At 73.2% G+C, this 22645-nt stretch carries 16 protein-coding genes; 8 read left to right on the forward strand and 8 right to left on the reverse strand.

The annotated features are described in order from the left end of the window. Positions 1-50: 50 nt before the first annotated feature. Positions 51-704 carry a TetR/AcrR family transcriptional regulator gene (locus AB0B72_RS13490; protein ID WP_367738923.1) on the reverse strand — a complete coding sequence of 218 codons (654 nt, stop codon included), beginning with the start codon at positions 702-704 and terminating at the stop codon, positions 51-53. Positions 705-920: 216 nt separating this feature from the next. Between AB0B72_RS13490 and AB0B72_RS13495 the strand changes: the two genes are divergently transcribed. Next, a complete protein-coding gene (locus AB0B72_RS13495; RefSeq protein WP_367738924.1) occupies positions 921-2273 on the forward strand; it encodes a cytochrome P450 in 1353 nt (450 codons plus the stop codon). 22 nt (positions 2274-2295) lie between these two features. On the opposite strand, the gene AB0B72_RS13500 is transcribed toward AB0B72_RS13495, so the two are convergent. The 4 genes from AB0B72_RS13500 to AB0B72_RS13515 form a co-directional block, all read right to left on the reverse strand. Then, positions 2296-2847, reverse strand: a complete 552-nt coding sequence (locus AB0B72_RS13500) for an FxsA family protein (RefSeq protein ID WP_367738925.1) — start codon at positions 2845-2847, stop codon at positions 2296-2298. Positions 2848-2930: 83 nt separating this feature from the next. Then, the gene (locus AB0B72_RS13505) at positions 2931-3674 is read right to left on the reverse strand and encodes a polyprenol monophosphomannose synthase (protein ID WP_367738926.1); all 744 of its coding nucleotides are present in this window, start codon (positions 3672-3674) and stop codon (positions 2931-2933) included. Continuing rightward, complete coding sequence (lnt, locus tag AB0B72_RS13510) at positions 3674-5230, reverse strand: apolipoprotein N-acyltransferase (RefSeq protein ID WP_367738928.1); 1557 nt, start codon at positions 5228-5230, stop codon at positions 3674-3676. Before lnt ends, AB0B72_RS13505 begins: the two co-directional genes overlap by 1 nt. A gap of 684 nt (positions 5231-5914) precedes the next feature. After that, the gene (locus AB0B72_RS13515; RefSeq protein ID WP_367738930.1) at positions 5915-8158 is read right to left on the reverse strand and encodes an ATP-binding domain-containing protein; all 2244 of its coding nucleotides are present in this window, start codon (positions 8156-8158) and stop codon (positions 5915-5917) included. Between the two features lie 354 nt (positions 8159-8512). On the opposite strand from AB0B72_RS13515, the gene AB0B72_RS13520 reads away from it, so the two are divergent. The 7 genes from AB0B72_RS13520 to AB0B72_RS13550 all read left to right on the forward strand — a co-directional run bounded on the left by AB0B72_RS13520 (position 8513) and on the right by AB0B72_RS13550 (position 17119). Further along, a complete protein-coding gene (locus AB0B72_RS13520; RefSeq protein ID WP_367738932.1) occupies positions 8513-9781 on the forward strand; it encodes an ROK family protein in 1269 nt (422 codons plus the stop codon). 28 nt (positions 9782-9809) lie between these two features. After that, positions 9810-11132 carry an extracellular solute-binding protein gene (locus tag AB0B72_RS13525; protein ID WP_367738934.1) on the forward strand — a complete coding sequence of 441 codons (1323 nt, stop codon included), beginning with the start codon at positions 9810-9812 and terminating at the stop codon, positions 11130-11132. 3 nt (positions 11133-11135) lie between these two features. After that, entirely contained in the window at positions 11136-12104 is a 969-nt protein-coding gene (locus AB0B72_RS13530; RefSeq protein WP_367738936.1) for a carbohydrate ABC transporter permease, read from the forward strand. Then, complete coding sequence (locus tag AB0B72_RS13535) at positions 12101-12982, forward strand: carbohydrate ABC transporter permease (protein ID WP_367738939.1); 882 nt, start codon at positions 12101-12103, stop codon at positions 12980-12982. Before AB0B72_RS13530 ends, AB0B72_RS13535 begins: the two co-directional genes overlap by 4 nt. Positions 12983-13066: 84 nt before the next feature. After that, positions 13067-14329, forward strand: coding sequence for a 6-phospho-beta-glucosidase (locus tag AB0B72_RS13540; protein ID WP_367738941.1), 1263 nt, complete (start codon positions 13067-13069; stop codon positions 14327-14329). Then, positions 14326-15375, forward strand: a complete 1050-nt coding sequence (locus AB0B72_RS13545; protein WP_367738944.1) for an N-acetylglucosamine kinase — start codon at positions 14326-14328, stop codon at positions 15373-15375. The genes AB0B72_RS13540 and AB0B72_RS13545 overlap by 4 nt, the downstream gene beginning before the upstream one ends. A gap of 316 nt (positions 15376-15691) precedes the next feature. After that, positions 15692-17119 (forward strand): family 43 glycosylhydrolase, encoded by a 1428-nt coding sequence (locus tag AB0B72_RS13550; protein ID WP_367738946.1) that lies wholly within the window; start codon positions 15692-15694, stop codon positions 17117-17119. A gap of 94 nt (positions 17120-17213) precedes the next feature. On the opposite strand, the gene AB0B72_RS13555 is transcribed toward AB0B72_RS13550, so the two are convergent. The 3 genes from AB0B72_RS13555 to AB0B72_RS13565 form a co-directional block, all read right to left on the reverse strand. Then, the gene (locus tag AB0B72_RS13555) at positions 17214-17690 is read right to left on the reverse strand and encodes an Lrp/AsnC family transcriptional regulator (protein WP_367738948.1); all 477 of its coding nucleotides are present in this window, start codon (positions 17688-17690) and stop codon (positions 17214-17216) included. 74 nt (positions 17691-17764) lie between these two features. Next, positions 17765-18931, reverse strand: a complete 1167-nt coding sequence (locus tag AB0B72_RS13560; RefSeq protein ID WP_367738950.1) for a hypothetical protein — start codon at positions 18929-18931, stop codon at positions 17765-17767. A 5-nt stretch (positions 18932-18936) separates the two neighbouring features. Beyond that, positions 18937-22521: a WD40 repeat domain-containing serine/threonine protein kinase gene (locus tag AB0B72_RS13565; RefSeq protein ID WP_367738952.1), complete on the reverse strand. Its 3585-nt coding sequence runs from the start codon at positions 22519-22521 to the stop codon at positions 18937-18939. Between the last annotated feature and the right edge of the window lie 124 nt (positions 22522-22645).

Consider the following 22645-nt stretch of genomic DNA (forward strand, 5'->3'; position numbering starts at 1 on the left):
AAAGTCCCAAAAGGGGGGGACTTTCGGCCACGGATCGGCCGCCGATCGGCTCAGGGCGTGCCGTCCGGCGCCGGGGCCGCCGGCTCCGTCCGCGCCGCGACCGCTCTCAGGGCGACCACCAGGTCCTCGCCCGATGGGACGCTCGCCGGATCCGACAGCCACAGGGCGGCCGTGCCGACCAGCAGCGCCTGATAGAACGCGCCGACCGCGAGCGCCGTGTCCACGTCCGCACCGTCAGTGCCGCCCTCGTCCGCACTGTCACCATCAGCGCCGCCGTCAGCGCCGCCACCGACTGCGTGTCCGAAGAGGTGGGCGAGCCCGAGCCGCGCCTCCCTGGTCGACTCCGGGAAGGCCACCCGCATCTCGGGTGTGCGCTCCAGGTGGGCGATCGTCTCGAACTGGACGGCCCACAGGGGCCGGGAGGCGCCCAGCGACTCGACCACCTTCGTCCACGTGGCCACGAAGGATCCGGCGCCGCCGGAGGCGCTCTCCTGCGCCAGAAGACGGCCGAGGTCGGCGCCCCACTCCTCGATGGCCTCCACGAGGGCCGCCGTCAGCAACGCCTCCTTTGACCCGTAGTGGTAGCCGATGGCGGCGAGGCTGACGCCGGACGCGACGGCGATGTCACGCGCCGTCGTCCGCGCGTAGCCCTTCTCAAGAAGGCAGCGTTTGGCACCGGCCAGCAGATCTTCCCGATTACCCATGCGACCAGCATACCCTCGCCTCACACATATGTATAAGACGAATGTCTTGCGCATCTGTCTTATACATCCAGGCGGTCATCCCAGGTCACCCGAGCAGGAGGCCACGCGCCGCCCTGAAGCGGCTCGTCCCCTTCCCCCGTTACGTTCAGGTAAGCGATCGGAGGAATCGTTGAAGGCCCGCCGGAGGGAAACGTACTCTCCGCTGGGAGGCCCGCCATGGCCAAGATGTTCGACACATCCCTTCGTCTCGACGCCCCCGGACCGCGGGGCATTCCGATGGTCAACAACCTGAGGTTCCTCGCCCACCCCGCCTGGTACACCCTCGACCGGCTGGCCCCGCTCACCCCCGGGCCCGTGCTCGCCGCCACCGGGGGCAACGGCTCGGTCGCGCTGGTCAGGGGCGAGGAGCCGGTGCGGCGGTTCTTCACCGACAACGACACCTTCCACAGGCTCAGCGACGGCGTCTTCAGCGTCCCCCAGGGGCGGCCCTGGTCGAAGATGTTCGAAGCGGTCATCACCTTCAACGGAGAGCGGCACGGGCGTTCACGCAGGCTGCTCATGCCGATCATGCACAAGAGCGTCATGGAGCACTACGGGGAGGTGTTCGCCGGCACCTTCGCCCGGTCTCGCTTCGCCCGGGCGGACGGCGAGCCGTTCGACATGGCCGCCGAGTTCCTCGCCATCACCAGGGCCAACATGCTCACCGGCCTGCTGGGCCTGGAGGCCGACGCGGCGAACGTCGAGCTCGTCGAGCAGGTCGTGGCGCTGCTGCAGACCACGCTGAACCCGGCGGTGTTCCTCTTCCAGGTCGAGCGCGCCTGGACGCCGTACGGCCGCTGGACGAGCCGGGTGGCCGGGATCTACGAACGCTTCGCCGCTCTCGTGGAGCGCAGGCGGGCCGAGGAGCCCGCACGGGACGCGCTGTCGATCCTGTGCCACACCGTGGACGGGGAGGGCGACGCCCTCACCACCCCCGAGATCGCCGGGGAGCTGCACGGGCTGCTCGCCGCCGGGTTCGAGACGACGGCGATGACCATGACCTGGGCGATGCTGGCGCTGGCCGGCACCCCTGACGTCCGGGCCGACGACGACGAGACGCTCGACGCCGTGGTCAAGGAGTCGCAGCGGCTGATCCCCACGGTGCCGCTGTCCCTGCCCCGCCGGGTGACGCGGGACGTGGAGATCGGCGGCTCTGCGCCGGTGCCCAAGGGGGCGCTGCTGTTCGCCTCCCCCATGCTTGAGCACCTCGATCCGGAGGTCTTCCCCGACCCTCACGTCTTCCTGCCGTCCCGGTGGGCCGGATTGCGGCCCTCGCCGTACCGGTTCCTGCCGTTCGGGGTGGGACAGCGGCGCTGCCTGGGAGCGGCCTTCGCCGACCTGCAGGTGCGCACCACCCTGGGCCTCGCGCTGGCCCGGGGGGAGCCCGAGGTCGTGACCCCCCACGTGGACTACCGCATCAAGAGCGGCGCCACCGCGTTCCCCGCGAAGCCTCTGATCATCAGGTTCGCCCGCCGGCCCGCGCGCCACACACCGATCACCGGAAGCGTGCGCAAACTCTGGGCCGCCTGACGCGAGGACGCCGGGCCCGGGGTCAGGCGCCGGGGCGGCGAGGGTCGCCGGGCTCGTCCCCGATCACCTCGCCGTGCACCACACGTCCGTTCGCGGCGCCGCGGCCCGTACGGCCGGCCCGGTCCGGGCGCCCCGCGTCGTCGCCGAACGCGCCGAACGCCCCGGTCCCGCCGAGCAGCGGCCCGTACGGCGAGCGGGCGGCCATCGCCTGCACGCGGCGGCCGAAGAACCACGACAACAGCCGCCGGGCGACGGGCCGGGTCACCGGCAGGATCAGGAAGAAGCCGAACACGTCGGTGAGGAAGCCGGGGGTCAGCAGCAGGGCGCCCCCGGCGACGATCATCGCGCCGTCGGCGAGCTCACGGTCCGGCATGCGGCCGGACTCGACGGCCCCCCGCAGGGCGGCCCAGGCGCGGCGGCCCTCCCGGCGCACCAGCCAGGCCCCCAGCAGGCTGTCCGCGATCAGCAGGGCGACCGTCTGCCAGCCCCCGATCACCGAGCCGACCTGGATCAGCAGCCAGATCTCCAGGACGGGAACGACCAGGAACGCGAGGAACAGCCCGATGCGCAGCATTTCTTCAGCCTCATTCAACCGGCGGCGTACGACTCGTCAACGTCTCCGCCTCCGCCGAGGTTCCTTCCGGGCCGTCCCGGCGTCTATCGCCGGTGGCGAAACCGCTCGCGGAACCCGGTCACGCCCCAGTACGCGACCCGCCAGTAGGCCTCGAAGATGACGTTGCGGCTCATCTTGCTGGTGCCCACCGTGCGCTCGACGAACGTGATCGGCGCCTCGGCGACCCGCAGGCCCTGCCGTACGGTGCGGAGGGTGAGGTCGACCTGGAAGCAGTAGCCCTGGGACTCGACGTCCTCCAGGCCGATCTTGTCGAGGGTGGCGGCGCGGTAGGCGCGGAACCCGGCGGTGGCGTCGCGCACCGGGATGCCGAGCATCAGCCGCACGTAGACGTTGGCCCCGCGCGACAGCAGCTCCCGCCGGAACGGCCAGTTGACGACCTTCCCGCCGGGCACCCACCGGGAGCCGATCGCCAGGTCGGCGCCGTCCGTCGTGAGGTCGAGCAGCTTGTGCAGCTCCTCCGGCTGGTGGGAGCCGTCGGCGTCCATCTCGACCAGGACGTCGTAGCCCTCGGCCAGCCCCCACTTGAAGCCGGCGATGTACGCCGCGCCGAGGCCCTGCTTGGCCGGCCGGTGCAGCACGTGGATGTGGTCGTCCGTGGCCGCCAGCTCGTCGGCGATCCCGCCCGTGCCGTCGGGGCTGTTGTCGTCGGCGACGAGCATGTGCACGTCGGGCAGTGCGGCACGCAGGCGCCGCGCGATCACCGGCAGGTTCTCCCGCTCGTTGTACGTCGGGACGATCACGAGCACCCGCCCGGGAGTACGCTCCATCAGCTCTTCCTCCGCCTAGAGATCGCCACCGTCACCGCTCCGGCCCCCATCAGTATCAAAATCCACTCGGGTAGCGCACCTACCCGGCTGGCCAGCGTGTTCTTCGTCCTGATGGGGACATCGACCACGTTCATGCCGGCGACCAGCTCGCCGGTGTGCCACCCCACCCGCCCGTCCGGGGCGACGTACGCCGAGATCCCCGTCGTCGCGGCGGTCACCACGGCGCGGTTGAACTCGACCGCGCGCAGCTGCGACATCGCGAGCTGCTGGGGCGGCAGATTGGTGAGCGCGTAGGCGGCGTTGTTGGTCTGCACGACCAGCGGCGTCCCGCCCGCGTCGACGGTGTCGCGCACGATGCCGTCGAAGGCCACCTCGTAGCACTCTACGGTGCCGACGGTCACCGGGCCGATACGCAGCGTCCCGGGCCTGTCGCCGGAGACCGACTGGCGGCCGACCAGGTTGGCCCGCGAGGACAGTGCAAGCACCAGGTCCTTGAACGGCGTGTACTCCCCGAACGGCACCAGCTTGCGCTTGTCGTAGTACGCCCCCGGGCCGGTGACCGGGTCCCACACCAGGCCGCGGGTGGCCCTGTGCTCGGTCCCGATCTTCACGACCGCGCCGACGAGGATCGGCACGCCGACGTCCCGGGCCGCCGCGCTGATCAGCTGCCGGGCGTAGTCGCTGGTGTAGGGATCGATGTCGGTGGAGTTCTCCGGCCAGACGACGATGTCGGGGCGCGGCATGCTCCCGGCCCGTACGGCCTGCGCGAGGCGATGCGTCTCGTCGGCGTGGTTGCGCAGCACGACGGCGGGCTCGTCACCGAGGAAGTACATCCCCCGGCCGGGCACGTTGCCCTGAATGACCCCGATCTTCACCGACCTGCCCTCGTCACCGGGCCGGGGCACCGCAAACCCCAGCACTGGTACGGCTATCGCGGCCAGGACCGTTCCCGCAATCACCCTGTCCCATCGCGGGGGGGACGCCAGGCGCCTGACCAGCCACGCGAGCAGCACGCCCGTGAGCGCGACCGTGAAACTTACAAGAGGCGCGCCGCCCAGCGCGGCGTAAGGGGTGAACGGCGACTGGCCCTGGCTGAAGGCGAGCCGCGCCCAGGGGAACCCGCCGATGGGGAACAGGCCGCGGGCCCACTCCTGCGCGACCCACAGGCAGGCCACCCACAGCGGCCACACCGGCAGGCGCATGACGAGCACGGCGGCGCACGCGAGCGCGGCCCAGAACAGGCTCTCGATCCCGGCGAGGGCGAGCCAGGCGTCGTCGCCGATCGGGCGGACCCACGCCAGCGTGGGCAGCAGGAACGCGAGCGCGCCGGCGTACCCGATCCAGGCGGCCCGGCGGGGGCGCGTGCCGTACAGGGCGAGGGCGAGCAGCGCGACGCCGGCGGGCGCGCAGGGCCACCATCCGATCGGCGGGAACGCGAGGTAGAGCACCAGGCCACCGGCGACGGACACGGCGAGGCGCGCCAGGGCGCCGGGCACCCTCGGCGCGCGCCCCTCGGGGACGGACGGCGGCGCCTCGTCTGCCAGCTCTAACGCCACGGGGCGGTCTCCTCGCCTGTGAGTGTGCCCGCCGGACGCCCGCGCACACGGCAGGAGGGCGCCGGGTGGCTGCGGGTGTGGCGGATTACGGTTCGCGGGTTCGTTTCGGACACCGCCGAAACGGGCCCATGCCACTGTACGGCGGCCGTGCGGGGGGCAGATCCCCGCCATGGCGCGCGCCGGAGGTCCCGGAGGCCGCCGGAAGGCCGCCGCGGGGACCGGAAAGGTCACGGCGCGGGGAGACCGGCGCGCGGAGATATCGAAGCGGGACGTCCAAGGGACGTTCAAGGGAGGCCCGGACTGCCCTTCGGACCGGTTCCGTCCCGTCGGCGGCGGGCGCGGAGCTCCGTTGTCTACTGGGTGTCCGGGCCCCTCCCGGGTCCAACCCCCCGGCCGGCTGGGGTGCCCCGGCCCGGCGGAACACCGGCCTGCGCCTGGCTGTGCAGACGGAGTGACGCTCCGTCACGGACGCAGAAGCCGGTGGCGCCTAGGACGGCCAACCAGTCAGTCCCGTGCTGGACTCCGCAGCAAACTACCGACCTCAGCGCAGATGTCAACCGGGCGCCGATCAGGGACGACACCGGGTTTTCCCAGGTGGGCACGGACGGCGGGAACGCCGATACCGGCGGGCACCGCTATGCCCGCCCGTCTCCTTCCGATCCGGCCGTCCCGCCGGTCCTGCCGTCACGCGGCGGGCGGCTCCAGGCCGGACAGCACGGTGGGCAGCTCGCCGGTGTGGACCACTCCGAGGCGCCGCGTGGCGCGGGTGAGCGCGACGTAGAGGTCGCTGGCGCCGCGCGGCGACTCGCGCAGGATCCGCTCCGGGTCCACGACGATCACGGAGTCGAACTCCAGGCCCTTGGCCTCCGTCACCGTCAGCACCGCGACCGGCGCGTCCAGGGTGGCCGGTCCCCGCCCCGCGACGGCCTCCGGCACCGCCGCCGTGACGACGGCCCCGAGCTCGGACTCCAGACCGGCGGGGACGATCACGACGAGGCGGCCGCCCTCCACGATCTCCTCGCGGACCACCGCGCCGGTGTCCGCGAGGGCGCCGACCCGCCGCGCCCACGGCCGCTCGCCGGTCTCGCGCACCGACTCCGGCGCCTTGAGGTCCGGCCCGACCAGCTCCAGGACGCGGGCGGCGACCCCCATCAGCTCGGCGGGTGTGCGGTAGTTCACCGTCAGCCGCTCCTCGCGCCACCTGCCGCTGACGTACGGGTCGAGGACCCGGCCCCAGCTCGCCGCGCCCGCCGAGGACCCGGTCTGCGCGATGTCGCCGACGATCGTCATCGAGCGGGTCGGGCAACGCCGCATGACGGCCCGCCAGGCCATCTCGGACAGCTCCTGCGCCTCGTCCACGATCACGTGGCCGAACGCCCACGTGCGGTCCTTGGCGGCCCGCTCAGCCGTCGTCAGGTACGTGTCCTCGGCCTGCTGGCGCTCGGCGAAACGCTCGGCGTCCATGACCCCGGCGAGCCCGGTCAGCTCCAGGACCTCCCGGGCGTAGGCGATCCGCTCGTCCCGCTCCTCCTCGACCCGGCGGGCGGCCCGGAGCACCCCCTCGTCGATGTCGCCGAGCAGCTCGGCGGCCTCGTCGAGCAGCGGCACGTCGGCCTCGCTCCACCAGGCCTCCCCCGGCGCGGGCGGCTGCCTGAGGAGCGCCCGCCGGTCGGCGGCGTCCAGGCCGGCGCCGGCCATGCGCTCCTCGGAGGTCAGCAGGCCGATGAGGAGCTGCTGCGGCGTGACGTAGGGCCAGATCCGGTTGAGCGCGATCCGCACGGGCTCCTCGGTACGCAGGTCCTCCCTCAGGTCGGCGAAGTCGGCGTCGTCGAGCATGCCCCGGCCGAGCTGCCGGCCCGCCTGGCGGGCCAGTGCGTTCAGCAGGTGCCTGACGACCAGGCCGCGAGCCTCGTTGTGCGGCTTGCGCGACCGCATCGCCTTGGAACGCGCCGCCTCCAGCGTCTGCCGGTCGAGCGTCAGCGTGAACTTGTCGAGCCGGATCTCGATCGGGGCGCGGGGCATCCGCTGCCGCTCCCGCACGGCCCGGACCAGCACGTCGGCCATCGCTATCGAGCCCTTGACCGCGGCGGCCTCCGGGCGCTCGGGACGGTTCGCCACGACGCCCGGGTAGAGCTCCCCGACCGTGGACAGCATCACGTCGGTCTCGCCCAGCGAGGGGAGGACCTGCTCGATGTAGCGCAGGAAGGTCGGGTTGGGCCCGAGGATGAGCACACCCCGGCGCTCCAGCCGCTCCCGGTAGGTGTAGAGGAGGTAGGCCGCCCGGTGCAGGGCCACCACGGTCTTGCCGGTGCCCGGGCCGCCCTGGACGACGAGCACGCCGTTCAGGTCGCTCCGGATGATCTTGTCCTGCTCGGACTGGATCGTCGCCACGATGTCGCGCATGCGCCCGGTGCGCTTCTCGCCGAGCGCCGCCAGCAGCGCGGCCTCGCCGTTCAGCGAGGCGCGGTCGGCCTCGGTGAGGCGGTCGAGGTCGAGCAGGTCGTCGTCGATGGCGGTGACCTTGCGGTCGCGGGTGTGCAGGTGACGCCGCCGCGTTACCCCCATCGGCGCGGCCGGCGTGGCCCGGTAGAACGGCTGGGCCACCGGCGCCCGCCAGTCGATGAGCAGCCTGTGCTGGTCGTCGTCGGACAGGCCGAGACGGCCGATGTACAGCCGGCTGTCGTCGGCGTGGTCGAGCCGGCCGAAGCACAGGCTGTGCTCGACGGCCCACAGGCGGGCCAGCCGCTGGGCGTACATGCCGGCGAACGAGTCACGCTCGGAGCGGTTCTGGTGCGTGCCGGAGGCCCCCTGGGCCAGCACGCCGTCGAGCTGCCCGCGCGTGCGTTCCCGCAGCACGTCGAGGCGCTCGTAGAGCGCGGCGACGTACTCCTGCTCGCGGGCCAGCTCGCCCGCCAAAGAGTTCGACATAGGCCGCAAGATTCTACGTCCCGCCGGGCTCTTGTCCCGCATCGGCGCCGCCGCGCGTCACGGTCCGCCGGCAACGGATGGGCGCACGCGCGGTCACAGGTCGGTTTCGAGGCCATGGGCCCCTTGACTGCCCGAGGCGGCGTGCTTACGGTCCTCACCAGTTAGGAAACTTTCCTAACTCCCGCGCTGGGAGGAGCAGGTCATGAACGCGTGGAGCGAGACGGCGTACGGGACCCCGCGCGGCCCCGGGGCCCCCTCCCTCCCCGCCCTCCGACGCGCCTCACGACCCGCCTTCCGGCCCGTCCTCCGGCCCGTCCTCCGGCCCGCGTCCCGCGCCTCTTCCGGCGGCGCGCGATGAGCCGGCCGACGCCGGGCACGCCGAGCCTGCTGCGGGCGATCAACGACCGCGCCGCGCTGACCGTCCTGCTCGAACGCGGCGCCCTCACCCGGCCGGAGCTGGGCGCGCTCACCGGGCTGTCCAAGCCGACCGCCTCCCAGTTGCTCGCCCGCCTCCAGGAGGCCGGGCTGGTCGTCCTGGACGGTATCCGCGAGGGCCTGCCGGGCCGTACGGCCGAGCTGTACCGGATCAACCCCCGGGCGGCCCACGTCGCGGCGCTGGACGTGACCCCGGGGCGGATCGCCGTGGCGGTGGCCGACGTGACCGGCACGGTGACCGGCGAGCACCGCCTGCCCACGCCCGGCCGTACGGCGGGCGACGTGGTGGAGCGGGTCAGGGCCGCCCTCGCGGGTGCCTGCGGGCCCGCCGGGGTGGATCCGGCGTCGCTCAGCCGGGTCGTCATCGGCATCGGCGGCGCCGTCGACCCGTCGACTGGCAGGCTCGGCTACGCCGCGCACATCCCCGGATGGCACATCCCCGACCTGGTGGGCACGCTGCGCGCCGGGATCGGCGTCCCGGTCGACGTGGAGAACGACGTCAACCTCGTCGCCCAGGCCGAGCAGGCGCGGGGAGCCGCCCGCGGCCACCAGGACTACGTGCTGCTGTGGGCCGACGAGGGCCTCGGCTCGGCCCTGGTCCTCGGCGGCAGGCTCCACCGGGGCGCGACGGGCGGCGCCGGCGAGATCGGGTACATGCCGGTGATCGGCGCCCCCACCGCCCGGGACGTCGGCAGGCGCGCCAAACACGGCTTCCAGGCCCTTTCCGGCGGGCCGGCCGTGCTCGCCGCCCTGCGCGCCCACGGCGTCCGCGGCTCGACCGGGGCGGGAGCCGTACGGAACGCCGTGACGGCGATCGAGCGGGACGCTGCGGGAGGCCGGGCCGGCACGGGGGCCGGCGCGCGGGCGTCCCGTGAGGCCCATCAGGCGCGTGACGCGCTGCGCGACGTGGCCGGGCGGCTCGCGCTGGGGCTCGCCGCGATCACCGCGGTGGTCGACCCCGAGATCGTCGTCCTGTCCGGCGGCGTGCTGCTCGCCGGCGGCGAGGTGCTGCGCGGCCTCGTCGAGCAGGAGCTGCACGCGCTCACGATCCCGCGCCCCCCGGTGCGGCTGTCCACCGTCGAGGGCAACCCCGTCATCGCCGGCGCCCTCGACCTCGCGCTCGACACTGCCCGCGACGAGCTGTTCGGCGCGGCCATCCGTCCCCTCTCCCCCGTCCGACCCTCCTGATCCCCACATGCACCGAGGAGGCACCCCCGTGAAACGACTGCTGGCCATCTCCGCCGCGGCCGGCCTCACCCTGCTGACCGCCTGTACGGCGGGCACGGAGAACGCCGCACCGAAGATCGAGAAGAGCGGGGCGACCCACGAGCCGGTGACCATCGAGTTCTGGCACGGCTTCAGCGCCGACAACGAGCTCAAGGCCTTCGAGGACACGCTGGCCGGGTTCAAGCAGAAGTACCCGTGGATCACGGTCAAGCCGACCAAGGCCGTCCAGGACACCCAGATCCTCTCGTCCGTCCGCGGCGGCTCGCCGCCCGACGTGGCGCTGTCGTTCACCACCGACAGCGTCGCCCAGTTCTGCAAGGCGGGCATCTTCCAGGACCTGAACCCCTACCTCAAGGCGAGCGGCATCGACGCGGCCGCCCTGTTCCCCAAGGTCATCGCGGAGTACACGCAGTACGACGGCAAGCGGTGCGTCCTGCCCATGCTGGCCGACACCTACGGGCTGTACTACAACAAGAAGCTCATGAAGGGCGAGCAGCCGCCGAAGACACTGAGCGAGCTCGCCGATCTCACCAAGAAGCTCACGGTCAGGAACGCCGACGGCACCATCAAGGTCGCCGGGTTCGTCCCGACCAGCCAGATGTACGAGAACGCCCCCATCCACAGCGGCGTCATGGTCGGGGCCAAGTGGACCAACCCGGACGGCACCTCCGCCATCGGCTCCGACCCGCAGTGGAAGAAGCTGATGACCTGGCAGAAGGACCTGACCGACTGGTTCGGCTACGACAAGCTGGAGAAGTTCCGCAAGGGCTTCGGCGACGAGTGGTCGGCGGAGAACCCGTTCAACCAGGGCAAGGTCGCGATGGCGATCGACGGTGAGTGGCGCAACGCCATGCTCGCCGCCGACGCGCCGGACGTCGACTACGGCACCGCGCCGATGCCCGTCGCCGACGACCAGCCCCAGCGGTACGGCGCCGGGTTCATCACCGGGACGATCATCGGCATCCCGCGCGGCGCCAAGCACCCCGAGGCGGCCTGGGACCTCGTCAGGTACCTGACCACGGACACCGGCGCGCTCGTCGGCCTGGCCAACGCCATCCGGAACGTGCCGAGCACGCTGCCGGCGCTCCAGTCACCCGACCTGAAGAAGGACGCCAACTTCCAGACGTTCCTGGACATCTTCGCCAACCCGAACAGCACGACGCAGCCGGCCCACATCAACGCCGTCTTCAACCAGCAGACGCTGCAGGAGGCGCAGATCAAGTGGGAGTCCGGCCGGGCGCCCGACCTCGACGCGCTGCTCGGTCAGGTCGACAAGACGATCAATGACAAGCTCAAGCTGACGGCCGGCTGAGCGATGGCATCGACGGCGCTCGGGCGCCGCGGCCGCACGGCGCCGCCCTCCCCCGTCGGGGGGCGGCGCCGCGCGAACCTTCGCGCCCTGCTCTACCTGTCGCCCTGGCTGGTCGGCTTCGCGGTCTTCTTCCTCTACCCGCTCGGCTCCACGGTCTACTTCTCGTTCCAGCGGTACAACATGTTCACGCTGGAGCCGGTGGGGCTGCTCAACTACCGGTACTTCCTGCAGGACGAGGCCGCCTGGACCGCGATCAGGAACACGCTGTGGCTGGTCGTCGTCATGGTGCCGCTGCGGGTGCTGTTCGGCCTCGGCGTGGCGCAGCTCATCACCAAGATCAAGGCCGGGGCGGGGGTCTTCCGCACGATCTTCTACCTGCCGTCCCTCGTGCCGCTGGTCGCCGGGACGCTCGGCTTCGTGTTCCTGCTCAACCCCGCGACGGGGCCGCTGCAGACGATCCTGTCGGCGGTCGGGCTCGACTCGCCCGACTGGTTCGGCGACCCGGCGTGGTCGAAGTGGGGCCTGACCATGCTCGCCATGTGGTCCGTCGGCGACCTGATGGTCATCTTCATGGCGGCCCTGCTCGACGTGCCCAAGCAGCTGTACGAGGCCGCGTCGATCGACGGCGCCGGCGCGTGGCAGCAGTTCGTCTCGATCACGCTGCCGGTGATCCGGCCGGTCCTGATGTTCGCGGCGGTGACCGGGGTCATCCAGACGTTGCAGTACTTCACCCAGGCGGAGGTCGTGGCGCGGGCCGCGTCGGGCGCCACCGACTCGGCGGGGTCGGTGTTCACCCCCGGCTACCCGGACCAGTCGACGCTCACGTTCCCGCAGTGGCTGTTCCAGCAGGGCTTCCGCGACTTCGCCATGGGATACGCCTGCGTGCTGGCGCTCGTGCTGTTCGTGGTCTCGATGCTGTTCACGGCGGTCCTGCTGCGGCAGTTCCGCGGCTTCGCGGAGGAGGAGGCATGACGACGACGCTCGCGCGCCCGCGGCAAGCGGCCACCCGCCCCGCCCCCCGCGCCCCGCGGGGCCGTACGACGCTGTACTGGATCGCCAAGCACGCCCTCGCGATCGCCCTTGCCGTCATGTTCCTCGGCCCGCTGGTGTTCATCGCGCTCACCGCGCTGATGAGCGACCAGCAGGCGCTCACCTCGCAGCTGTGGCCGAAGACCTGGAACTGGGGCAACTTCGCCGAGATCTTCGAGACGGCGCCGCTGCTCACCTGGATCCGGAACACGCTGATCTACTCGATCCTCGCCACCGTTTTCATGCTGGTGTCGTCGATCCCCGTGGCGTACGCGCTGGCGCGGTTCCGCTTCCGCGGCAGGAAGCTGGCGTTCCTGCTGGTCGTCACCACGATGATGCTGCCGCCGCAGGTCGTCGCCGTCCCGATCTACCTCATCTGGGCCAGGTTCCACCTGACGGGCACGCTGTGGCCGCTCATCCTGCCCATGCTGCTGGGGGACGCGTTCTCGATCTTCCTGCTGCGCCAGTTCCTCGTGACGATCCCGCGTGAGTACTCCGACGCCGCCCGGGTCGACGGGTGCGGCGAATTCCGCACGCTGATCCGGGTGATCGTCCCCATGGCCCGCCCCGCCATCGCCGCCGTCGCCCTGTTCCAGTTCTTCTACTGCTGGAACGACTACTACGGGCCGCTGATGTACGCGGGGACCGACCTGGACAACTGGACGCTGTCGCTGGGCCTGGCCGCGTTCCGGTCCGTGCACCGCGTCCAGTGGAACCTCACGATGGCCGCCACGATCCTCGCCATGGCGCCGGTGATCGTGGTCTTCTTCTTCGCGCAGAAGGTCTTCATCGAAGGCGTCAAGCTCACCGGCGTCAAATGAACGGGGTCACGTGACCGCACATCACACTCACGAAGGGAGGACGGCGCTCCGCCGGCCGTGGCCGGTCAGGGCGCCGTACACCACATGAAACTGGCCGTTGTCGGGGGCGGTTCCACGTACACACCGGAGCTGATCGACGGTTTCGCCCGCCTGCGCGACGAACTGCCCCTGTCGGAGATAGCGCTCGCCGACCCCGACGAGCGCCGGCTGGGCCTGGTCGCCGGCATGGCGTCCCGGATGCTGGCCCGCGCCGGGCACCCGGCGAAGGTGACCACGTCCACCTCGGTCGAGGAGGGCGTCGAGGGGGCCGGCGCCGTGCTGCTCCAGCTCCGCGTCGGCGGGCAGGCGGCCCGGAACGTGGACGAGACGCTGCCCCTGGAGTGCGGGTGCGTCGGGCAGGAGACCACCGGGGCCGGGGGCCTGGCCAAGGCGCTGCGGACCGTGCCGGTCGTGCTCGACATCGCCGAGAAGGTGCGCAGGCACGCTCCGGACGCGTGGATCGTCGACTTCACCAACCCGGTCGGCATCGTCACCCGGGCGCTGCTGGACGCCGGTCACCGGGCCATCGGCCTGTGCAACGTGGCGATCGGCTTCCAGCGCCGCTTCGCCGCCGCGCTGGGCGTCGCCCCCGAGCGGATCTCGCTCGGCCACGTCGGGCTGAACCACCTCACGTGGGAGCGCTCGGTCCACCTCGACGGCGAGGACGTGCTGCCCCGGCTGCTGGACGGGCACGCGGAGGAGCTCGCCGACGGCCTCGGCCTGCCGGCCTCTCTGCTGCGTCATCTGGGCGTGGTGCCGTCGTACTACCTGCGCTACTTCTACGAGCACGACCAGGTCGTGGCGGAGCAGCGGACCTCCCCCACCCGGGCGGCGGAGGTCGCGGCCATGGAGTCGGCGCTGCTGGAGATGTACGCCGACCCGTCGGTGGACACCAAGCCCGAGCTGCTCGGCAAACGGGGCGGCGCCTTCTACTCGGAGGCCGCCGTCGCGCTGATCGCCTCACTGGCGGGCGACCGGGGTGACGTGCAGGTCGTCAACACCCGCAACGCCGGGACGCTCCCGTTCCTCGACGACGACGCCGTGATCGAGGTGCCCGCCCGCGTCGGCGCGGGCGGAGCCGTCCCGCTGCCCGTCAGCCCCGTCGAGCCCCTCTACCGTGGCCTGATCGCCCACGTCTCGGCGTACGAGGAGCTCGCCCTGGACGCGGCGCTGCACGGCGGCGAGGAGCGGGTGAGGGACGCCCTGCTGGCCAACCCGCTGGTCGGCCAGGCGTCCCTGTCGGACGACCTCGCGCGGATGCTGGTGGAGGCCAACCGGCGGTTCCTGCCGTGGGCGGTGTCCCGATGACCCGCGCCGGCCGGCCCACGCGGACCGTCCTCGCGGTGGACGGTGGCAACAGCAAGACCGACGTCGCGCTGGTCCGCGAGGATGGCGTCGTGCTGGCCGCCGCCCGCGGCGGGGCCTTCCTCCCCCAGACCGCGGGGGTGGGCGCGGCCGTGGACGTGATCGCCGAGACCGTGCGGCAGGCCCTCGCGCCGGCCGCCGGGGCGCCGCCGTACGCCGACCACATCTCGGCGTACCTGGCCGGGGCGGATCTCCCGATCGAGGAGGAGAGGCTGCGCGACGAGCTGATCGCCCGCGGGTACGGCGGATCCGTGGTGGTGGGCAACGACACCTTCGCCCTGCTGCGGGCCGGGGCGCGCGACCCCTGGGGCGTCGCCGTGGTGTGCGGCGCCGGCATCAACGCGGTCGGCGTCTCCCCCGGCGGCGAGGTCGCCCGCTTCCCGGCGCTCGGCCGCCTCAGCGGCGACTGGGGAGGCGGCTACCACCTGGGCGAGGAGGCGCTGTGGCACGCGGCGCGCGCCGCGGACGGCCGGGGCCCGGCCACCGCCCTCGCCGACGCCGTGCTCGCCTGCTTCGGCACCGCCACGGTCGAGGAGGCGGTCATCGGGCTGCACCTCGGCGGGCTGCAGATCGCCCGGCTGCACGCGCTGGTGCCGCCCCTGCTCGCCGCGGCCTCCGCGGGCGACCCGGTCGCCCGGTCGCTCGTCGAACGGCAGGCCGAGGAGGTCGCCCTGCTCGGCGTGGTCGCGATGCGCCGCGTCGGCCTTCTCGGTGAACCCTGCGAGGTCGTGCTGGGCGGCGGCGTGCTGACCGCCCGCGACCCGCTGCTGATGTCGCTGATCGAGCGGCGCTTCGCCGAATGCGCCCCGCACGCCCGGCTCGTCGTCGCCGACGTTCCGCCCATCGTCGGGGCCGTGCTGCTCGGCCTGGACCGGCTCGGTGCGCCTCCGGAGGCGTACGAGCGGGTGCGGGCCCACTTCTCCGGCGCCGCCGGGCGGGCGGCCGGGGACGCCTCCGGCGAGGAGGTGCTGACGGCCCCCGCCGGCTGAGCCCCCCCTCTGACGGGTGCCGGGACGACGATGCCTGAAAGGTTCACCTGCGACGCCCGGACCCCGCCGAACCGCTGACCCGCCGCCGGGGGAGATCGCGCTAATCAGGCCGTCGCGAGCACATGGCGGACGGCGCGCCCAGCGCTCCGCGCCCCCGGTCACCGGCCGCGCCTGTCGACAGCCCCCGGTGCTGGATCTACGGTCGGGGCCGGTCGATCAAACGGAGGAAGAACGCGACAGATCGGGGGCATCGCGCCATCCAGTCGTCGTGCAGGGCTGCCCCGTGAAGATCTCGTACGAACGGAGTGGAGAGCCCATGGCGAGGACCGGACACATGGCCGCCTGGAGATGGCGGAGGCTGTGGGCGGCGGTGCCGCTCGCGCTCGGCTTCGCCGTGATCGTGACGCCGCCGGCGTCCGCGGCCACCGTCGACACCACCGCGTACTACCAGCTGGTCTCGCGCTTCAGCGGCAAGGCCGTCGCCGTCCAGGACGCCTCGGCCGCCGACAACGCGCAGATCGTGCAGTACAGCACCGGAACCGCGACCAGCCAGCAGTGGCAGTTCGTAGACTCCGGCAGCGGCTACTACCGGCTGAGGGCGCGCCACAGCGGCAAGGTCGTCGATGTGACCGGCCGGTCGACCGCCGACGGGGCGAAGGTCATCCAGTACACCGACAACAACGGCGCCAACCAGCAGTGGCGGCTCGCCGACACCGACTCGGGCTACGTCAAGCTGATCAACCGGAACAGCGGCAAGGCGCTGGACGTCTGGGGCCGGTCCACCGCCGAGGGCGCGGTGATCTCGCAGTACACCGACAACAACGGCACCAACCAGCAGTGGCGGCTCGTCCGCGTCGACGCCCCGCCGGCGAACGCGCACAACCCCGCGCTGCCCGGCTACAACGCCGACCCGCAGGTGCGTTACCTCGACGGGAAGTACTGGATCTATCCCACGAGCGACGGATACGCCGACTGGGGCTCCACCTCGTTCAAGGCGTACTCCTCACCGGACCTGGTGAGCTGGACCGACCACGGCGTGGTCCTGGATCTGGCGAACGTGAGCTGGTGCCACGCCAGGGCGTGGGCGCCGACCATCGCGTACAGGGACGGCACGTACTGGCTGTACTTCAGCGCCTGCCAGCAGATCGGCGTGGCCAGGGCCACCAGCCCGTCCGGCCCGTTCACCGACGCTCTCGGCCGCCCGCTCGTCAGCACGAGCCAGTACGGCGAGCAGGAGATCGATCCCGACGTGTTCATCGACGACGACGGCACGCCGTACCTGTACTTCGGGTCGGGCAACGCCGAGGTGGCCCGCCTGAGCACGAGCATGACCGCGCTGGCGACGACGCCGGTCAGGATCACGCCGGCGAGCTTCCGCGAGGCCTCCAACGTGTTCAAGCGCAACGGCCGGTACTACCTCATGTACTCCGAGAACGACACCCGGGACGAGAACTACCGCGTCGACTACGCCACGTCCAGCTCACCGCTCGGCCCCTTCACCAAGGCGGCCGGGAGCCCCGTGCTGGCGAAGGACACCACCTTGGGGATCCTCGGCACGGGCCACAGCTCGGTGGTGAAGGTTCCCGGCCGCGACGAGTGGTACATCGCCTACCACCGCTTCCGCATCCCCGGCGGTGACGGCACCCATCGCGAGGTCTGCATCGACAAGATGACCTTCGCCTCCGACGGGTCGATCAACAAGATCCAGCCCACGCTCACGGGGATCGCCCCAGTCGTCCCATGAAGCCCTCCACCGTCACCCGAGGCGCCGGCGGACGGCCCGTGAGGTGACCACCCGGCCCCGTCCCCCTTCCCCGGGGGGCGGGGTTGCCGGCGGGTCAGTTCCCGGCGGCGTCCGGGGCCCGCTCCTCTCCCCGGATCGCGGGCGAACGGTAGTCGTACGGCGTGCTGAGCACGACCGTGGTGCGCGTGCTGACGTGGGCGGACGCGCGGATCTGCTGGAGCAGCTCCTCCAGCGCGAGCGGCGAGGCGACCCGGACCTTGAGGATGTAGCTCTCGTCCCCGGCCACGCTGTGGCAGGCCTCGATGGCGCTGAGGTGGCTCAGCCGTTCCGGGGCGTCGTCGGGGGCGGCGGGGTCGTTGGGCTTGATCGAGACGAAGGCCGTGAGGGGAAGGCCGACCTCGTCGTAGTCGACCAGCGCCGAATAGCCGCGGATCACGCCGCGTTTCTCCAGCCTCCGTACGCGCTGGTGCACCGCCGAGACGGACAGGCCGGTCTCCTTGGCCAGATCGGTGAAGCTCATCCGGCCGTCCCTCGCCAGGAGCGTGACGATTCGGCGATCGATCTCCTCCACCCGTGCAACGGTAGCGGCGCGCGGCCCCGCCTCGGGTTCGGAACTGGTCACGGCATGATTCCATCCGCACCGGGTCAGGTAGCCGTCATCCGGCGGACCGGCGAGACGCACGACTTGCGCTGGGACGGGGCCGGCGACTCGAACCGGACCTGCCAGTCGCCGGTGGACGGCACCTTCTTACGCAGGGTGAACTTGCCCTGCGACCCCGTGGTCACCGTCCCCTGCTCGCTGAAGCCCCCAGCTCCGGCGGGATCGAACCACAGCCGTACCGTCTGCTGCGGGAGCGGGTCCCAGCGGGCCGGCTGGCCCGACGGCTTCACCCGGACGACCAGCGTGCCCTTGTGGGTGGCGGTCCTGCGGCGCTTGCCGTTCTTCGGGCTGGCCGAGTAGGCGATCCTGGTCACGGCCCCCGCTCCGCGTACGGTCGAGTGGACCTCGGCGCTTCGGGTGGAGCCCGTCCGCGCGACGTCCCGGGCCTCGCGCAGATTCCAGGCCTCCCGGAGATCACCTGCATCCCCCAGGTCGGCGGCACCGCCGTCCCCCGCGTCCCCCGCGTCCCCCGCGTCCCCGGCGTCCCCCGCGTCCCCGGCTTCCCGGCCGTCCCCGCGGAACTCGGCGGACCAGAAGCCGGACTCCTCGGCCGTGACCGTCACCGTGAACCCGCCGGACCTGTCGGTCCGGGTCCTCGCGGCCTCCTGCCTGACCAAGGTGTCGTCGGCGCGGAAAATAAGCGCGACCTCCCGGCCCGCCAGCCCGGTCCAGTCGTCTCCGCCGTCCGGCGAAGCCTCCAGGCGTCCCGTCAGCAGCAGCGGGCTCCCCTCGTCCACCGGGTCGGGCGACAGGCCGAACCCGGTGATCCTCGACGGGCGCCACGCCGCCCGCGTCCCGACCTCGAACCGCCGCTCCGCGTCCGCGTCGCCCGCCCGGACCACCACCCGCCAGGTCCCGGGCCGGACGTCCCCGCCCAGATCGTGCCGGGCCTCCCATCGCTCGTCGAAGAGGGTGCGCTCCACCTCGTCGAACCGCAGCGCCCCGCGGGAGCCGTCCGGCGCCACGAGCTCGCCCTCGACGAGAGCCGCGCCGCTGGTGACCACCTCGATCGTGACCTCGGCGGGGGCTCCGCCCTCCGCAAGCACGGGATCGGGGGCGACCTCGACCGTCTCCACGTTCGCGAAGCCGCTGTCGGGACCGTCGCGCAGAAGGCGCACGAGTGGTCGGAGAAGTCTCCGGATAATCGTCATGGGGGTCAGCACACCTTCCGGTAGGGCACTTCGGGGATGAGGCGACGCCAGTCGCCGGAAGTCAGCGGGCCGTCCGCCCGCGCGCACACGCCGGCCGCGGCCCGCGCCGGATCGACGGTGTAGCGCCGCAGCGTCCCGTCTTCTCCCGCACTGTAGAGGTCCCCGCCGTCCGCGCCGAAGGCCAGCGCGAGCACCGGCCCGGTGTGCGCCGTGTACGGCAGGCCCAGCGGCGCCCGCGTCGCGGCGTCCCACAGGCGGACCTCGCCGCTCGTGCCCCCCGTCGCGATGAGGCGCCCGTCGGGCGAGTAGGCGACGGCGACGACGTCGTCGAACCGGCCCTGGTCCGGGGCGAGCGTCCCCAGCCGGCGGTGGGTGGAGGCGTCCCACAGGCCCACGCCGAGCTGGTGGAAGCCGGTGGCCACCGTGGAGCCGTCGGGGCTGAAGGCCAGCGACCGCACGCCGTCGAGCTCGGGCCCGAACGGACGGTCGGCGACGGCGCCCGTGGGGAGATAGACGAGGGCGGCCTCCCGTCCGCCGATGGCCAGGATCCGGCCGTCGGCGCGGAACGCCATGACGTCCCACCCGTCCCGGCGGGGAACGGCGGCCTCGGTGCGCCGGGTGAGGTCCCACACCCGGACGGGCCCCCAGTCCTCCTTCACCGGCGCCGCGGCCAGGGCGTCGCCGCCGAGGGCGACGCCGCCGACGGAGGTCGCGCCGTCGACCGGGATGCTCGCGACCGGCCGTCCCTCCGGAACGCTCCACAGAAGCACGGCCGCCGCCGCCTTCCCCTCGGCCGGCCCGGCCGTGCCCGCGGCGAGGGTGCGCCCGTCCGGGCTGAACGCGAGAGCGGCGGCCGGGGGTGACCGCAGGGGCGGCCCGAGCCTGCGGCCGGTGGCCGGGTCCCACAGCTCCGGCCCGCCGCCGGACGTCACGGCGAGCGCCCTGGCCCCGGGGGCGAAGGCCGCCGCGACCGCTCGCGGGGCGACGGCGGTGGACCGGGCGCCTGCCCCGACGTCCAGCGTGGCCACCCTTCCGCCGCCGAGCAGGTAGCGAATCACCCGGTGGTCCGCCCCGATCCTGATGGCCGGCATCCCGGTGGTGTCGCCGGGCGCGGAGTAGGCCAGCGGACCTCCTCCCCCGGCGCTCCACAGACCCACGCCGGTGTGGTCGTACGTCAGCAGCAGGCGGCCGTCGTCGCTGTAGGCGAGCCACGCGGCGGCGGCGCCCTCCAGCACGGCGGAACGGCGGCGTCCGGACACGAGGTCCCAGAAGCGGACGTCGCCGCCACGGCTCACCGCGAGCGTCCGGCCGTCGGGGCCGAAGGCGACGGCCTCCGCCCGCCCGCTTCCAGGAGCCCGGACGCGCACGGCGGCGCGGCCGGGGCCGGGAAGCTCCCACAGCCGGTAACGCCCGTCGCGCAGCAGGACGGCCGCGCGTCCGGGGGAGCCGGGAGCCACGGTGACTCCCTCCACCAGCTCGTCGCGCACGTCCAGCAGCCGGGTTCCCGTGGCGGTGTCCCACACCTGGCCCCGGTGCCCGGGCGCGACCACGGCCAGGAGCCGCCCGTCCCGGCCGAACTCCATGTCCACGGCGCCGTCGCCGAACGCAGGGCCGACCGGCCGGCCCGTGCCGAGGTCCCACACCCGCAGGCGGCCACCGCCGGCGACCGCCAGCAGACTGGCGTCCGCGCTCAGCGCCACCGCGCCGACGTCCGCGCCGATGCCCTGGGCGCCGCCCGTGGCGCGGTGGGCCGCCACGTCCCAGCGCACCGCCCTGCCCTTGTCGGCCACGGCGAGCGTCCGCCCGTCCCCGCTCAGGTCGAAGCGCGCGCCAGCGGTCACCGGCGGTGGAAGGTCGATCCGCCGCTCCGGCTGGGCGAGCGAGCTGTAGAGGGCGGCCCGCGCCTCCGGGACCGCGGCGAGCCGCCAGGCGGCCACGCTCAGCGCCATCGCCGTCGCGGGGTCGGCCGAGCGCATGGTCCCGGCGAGGGCGGCGAGCCGGCGGGCGACCGCGGTGTCACGCTGCCTCTCGGCGGCGGACTTCTGGTTCACCGCCAGCCCCGTGGAGGTCAGCGCGACCGACGCCAGCACGACCAGGGCGGCGGTCAGCCGGCGGCGCCGCCGGGCCCGGACCCGCGCCAGAGCGCTGGATGCGTCGAGGAACGCCTTCTCCAGCATGTTCAGCGTCACGTGCTGACGCCCGGTCGCCGCCCACCCGAGGGCCCCCTCCAGGGCCGTCCCTTGATAAAGGTCCCCGGGACGCCGCCCGTTGGCGTCCCACAGCCGCGCGGCCTCGGTGAGCGGCCGCTGCACCCGCAGCCCGGCGCGGTCGGCCTCGACCCACGTCCGCAGCCGGGGCCACGCCCGCAGCAACGCGCCCGCCGCCAGCGAGACGGCCTCGCCCTCCCGCGCCACCAGCTCGGCCCCGGCGAAGGCCGACAGCACCCGGTCGGCCGTCGCCGCGTCGACCACGCCGTCGACCAGCTCGTCGGCCGGCACCCGCCGGGGCACGTCCTCGGCGCCTTCTCCCGGGGTCACCATGCGGAGCAGGATCCGGGGCACCACGGCCTGGTCGGCCGGGACGAGCCCGCCGTACACCTCCTCCGCGACCGCGGCGAGGGAGGGCGGCGCCGGCTCGGCGGACGGCCGCACCCCCTCCGCCGTGCGGGTCCCCTCCGCCAGCAGCACCGCGCCGTACGCCGAGGAGTGCCCGAGCAGCGTCATCAGCAGCTCCGGCGCGCCGGGCCTGGCCGACGGGTCCTTGTCCAGCGCCCGGGCGACCAGGCCGCGCAGCGGCTCCTCGAGCGCGGACAGGTCCGGCTCGGCGGCCAGGATGCGGTGCAGCAGGGCGGCGACGCCGGTCAGGTCCGCACCGCCGGCCCGTCCGCCGTCTCCCGCCTCCGCGTCCTGCGGGGCGCCGTCCGGCACCACGTGCCGCGCGGCGTCCACGGAGAACGGCTCGCGACCGGTGGCGGCGAACAGCGTGACGGCGCCCCAGGCCCACACGTCGACGGGCGGCCCGGCCCGGCGCCCGAGGACGGTCTCCGGCGCCATGAACGCCGGCGTCCCCGCCACGTGACCGGTGGTCGTGAGCGACATGTCGGCCGTCCTGGCGATGCCGAAGTCGATCACCCGCGGGCCGTCGGGGCCGATCAGCACGTTGTCCGGCTTCAGGTCGCGATGGACGACCGATGCCTCGTGGATCGCCACCAGAGCGGTGGCGATCCCCGTCGCGAGCCGGTGCAGCTCCCCCGCCCCGTACGGCCCGTCCCGCTCGACCGCCCGGCGCAGGCTGGGCCCGGCGACGAACTCGCTCACGATGTACGGCTGGACCGCCTCCAGGTCGGCCGCGATGACCCTGGCCGTGCAGAACGGCGCGACCCTGCGGGCGGCGGCCACCTCCTTGGCGAACCTCGCCCGCGAGTCCGCCTCACCACCGCCGCCGGCCATCCGCAGCGCCTTGACCGCCACCCGGAGCCCCGACTCGTCGTAGGCCTCGTAGACGACGCCCTGCCCGCCCTCGCCCAGCCGGCCGGCGAGCCAGTAGTCGCCGAGGCGGCGCGGGTCGCCGGGGAGCAGGACGGTCGCCATCCGGACCTCCCGCACACCGAAGACCGCGTCGTCTCGATGTTGCTATGCGGTCCCGGTTCCCGCCAAGAGGTCCGCGCGACCGGATCCGGCTGGGGGCCCCCTGGCGGGACCGGAGGTTTCTGTG

The organism is Microbispora sp. NPDC049125 (assembly GCF_040802045.1).
GTDB lineage: Bacteria > Actinomycetota > Actinomycetes > Streptosporangiales > Streptosporangiaceae > Microbispora.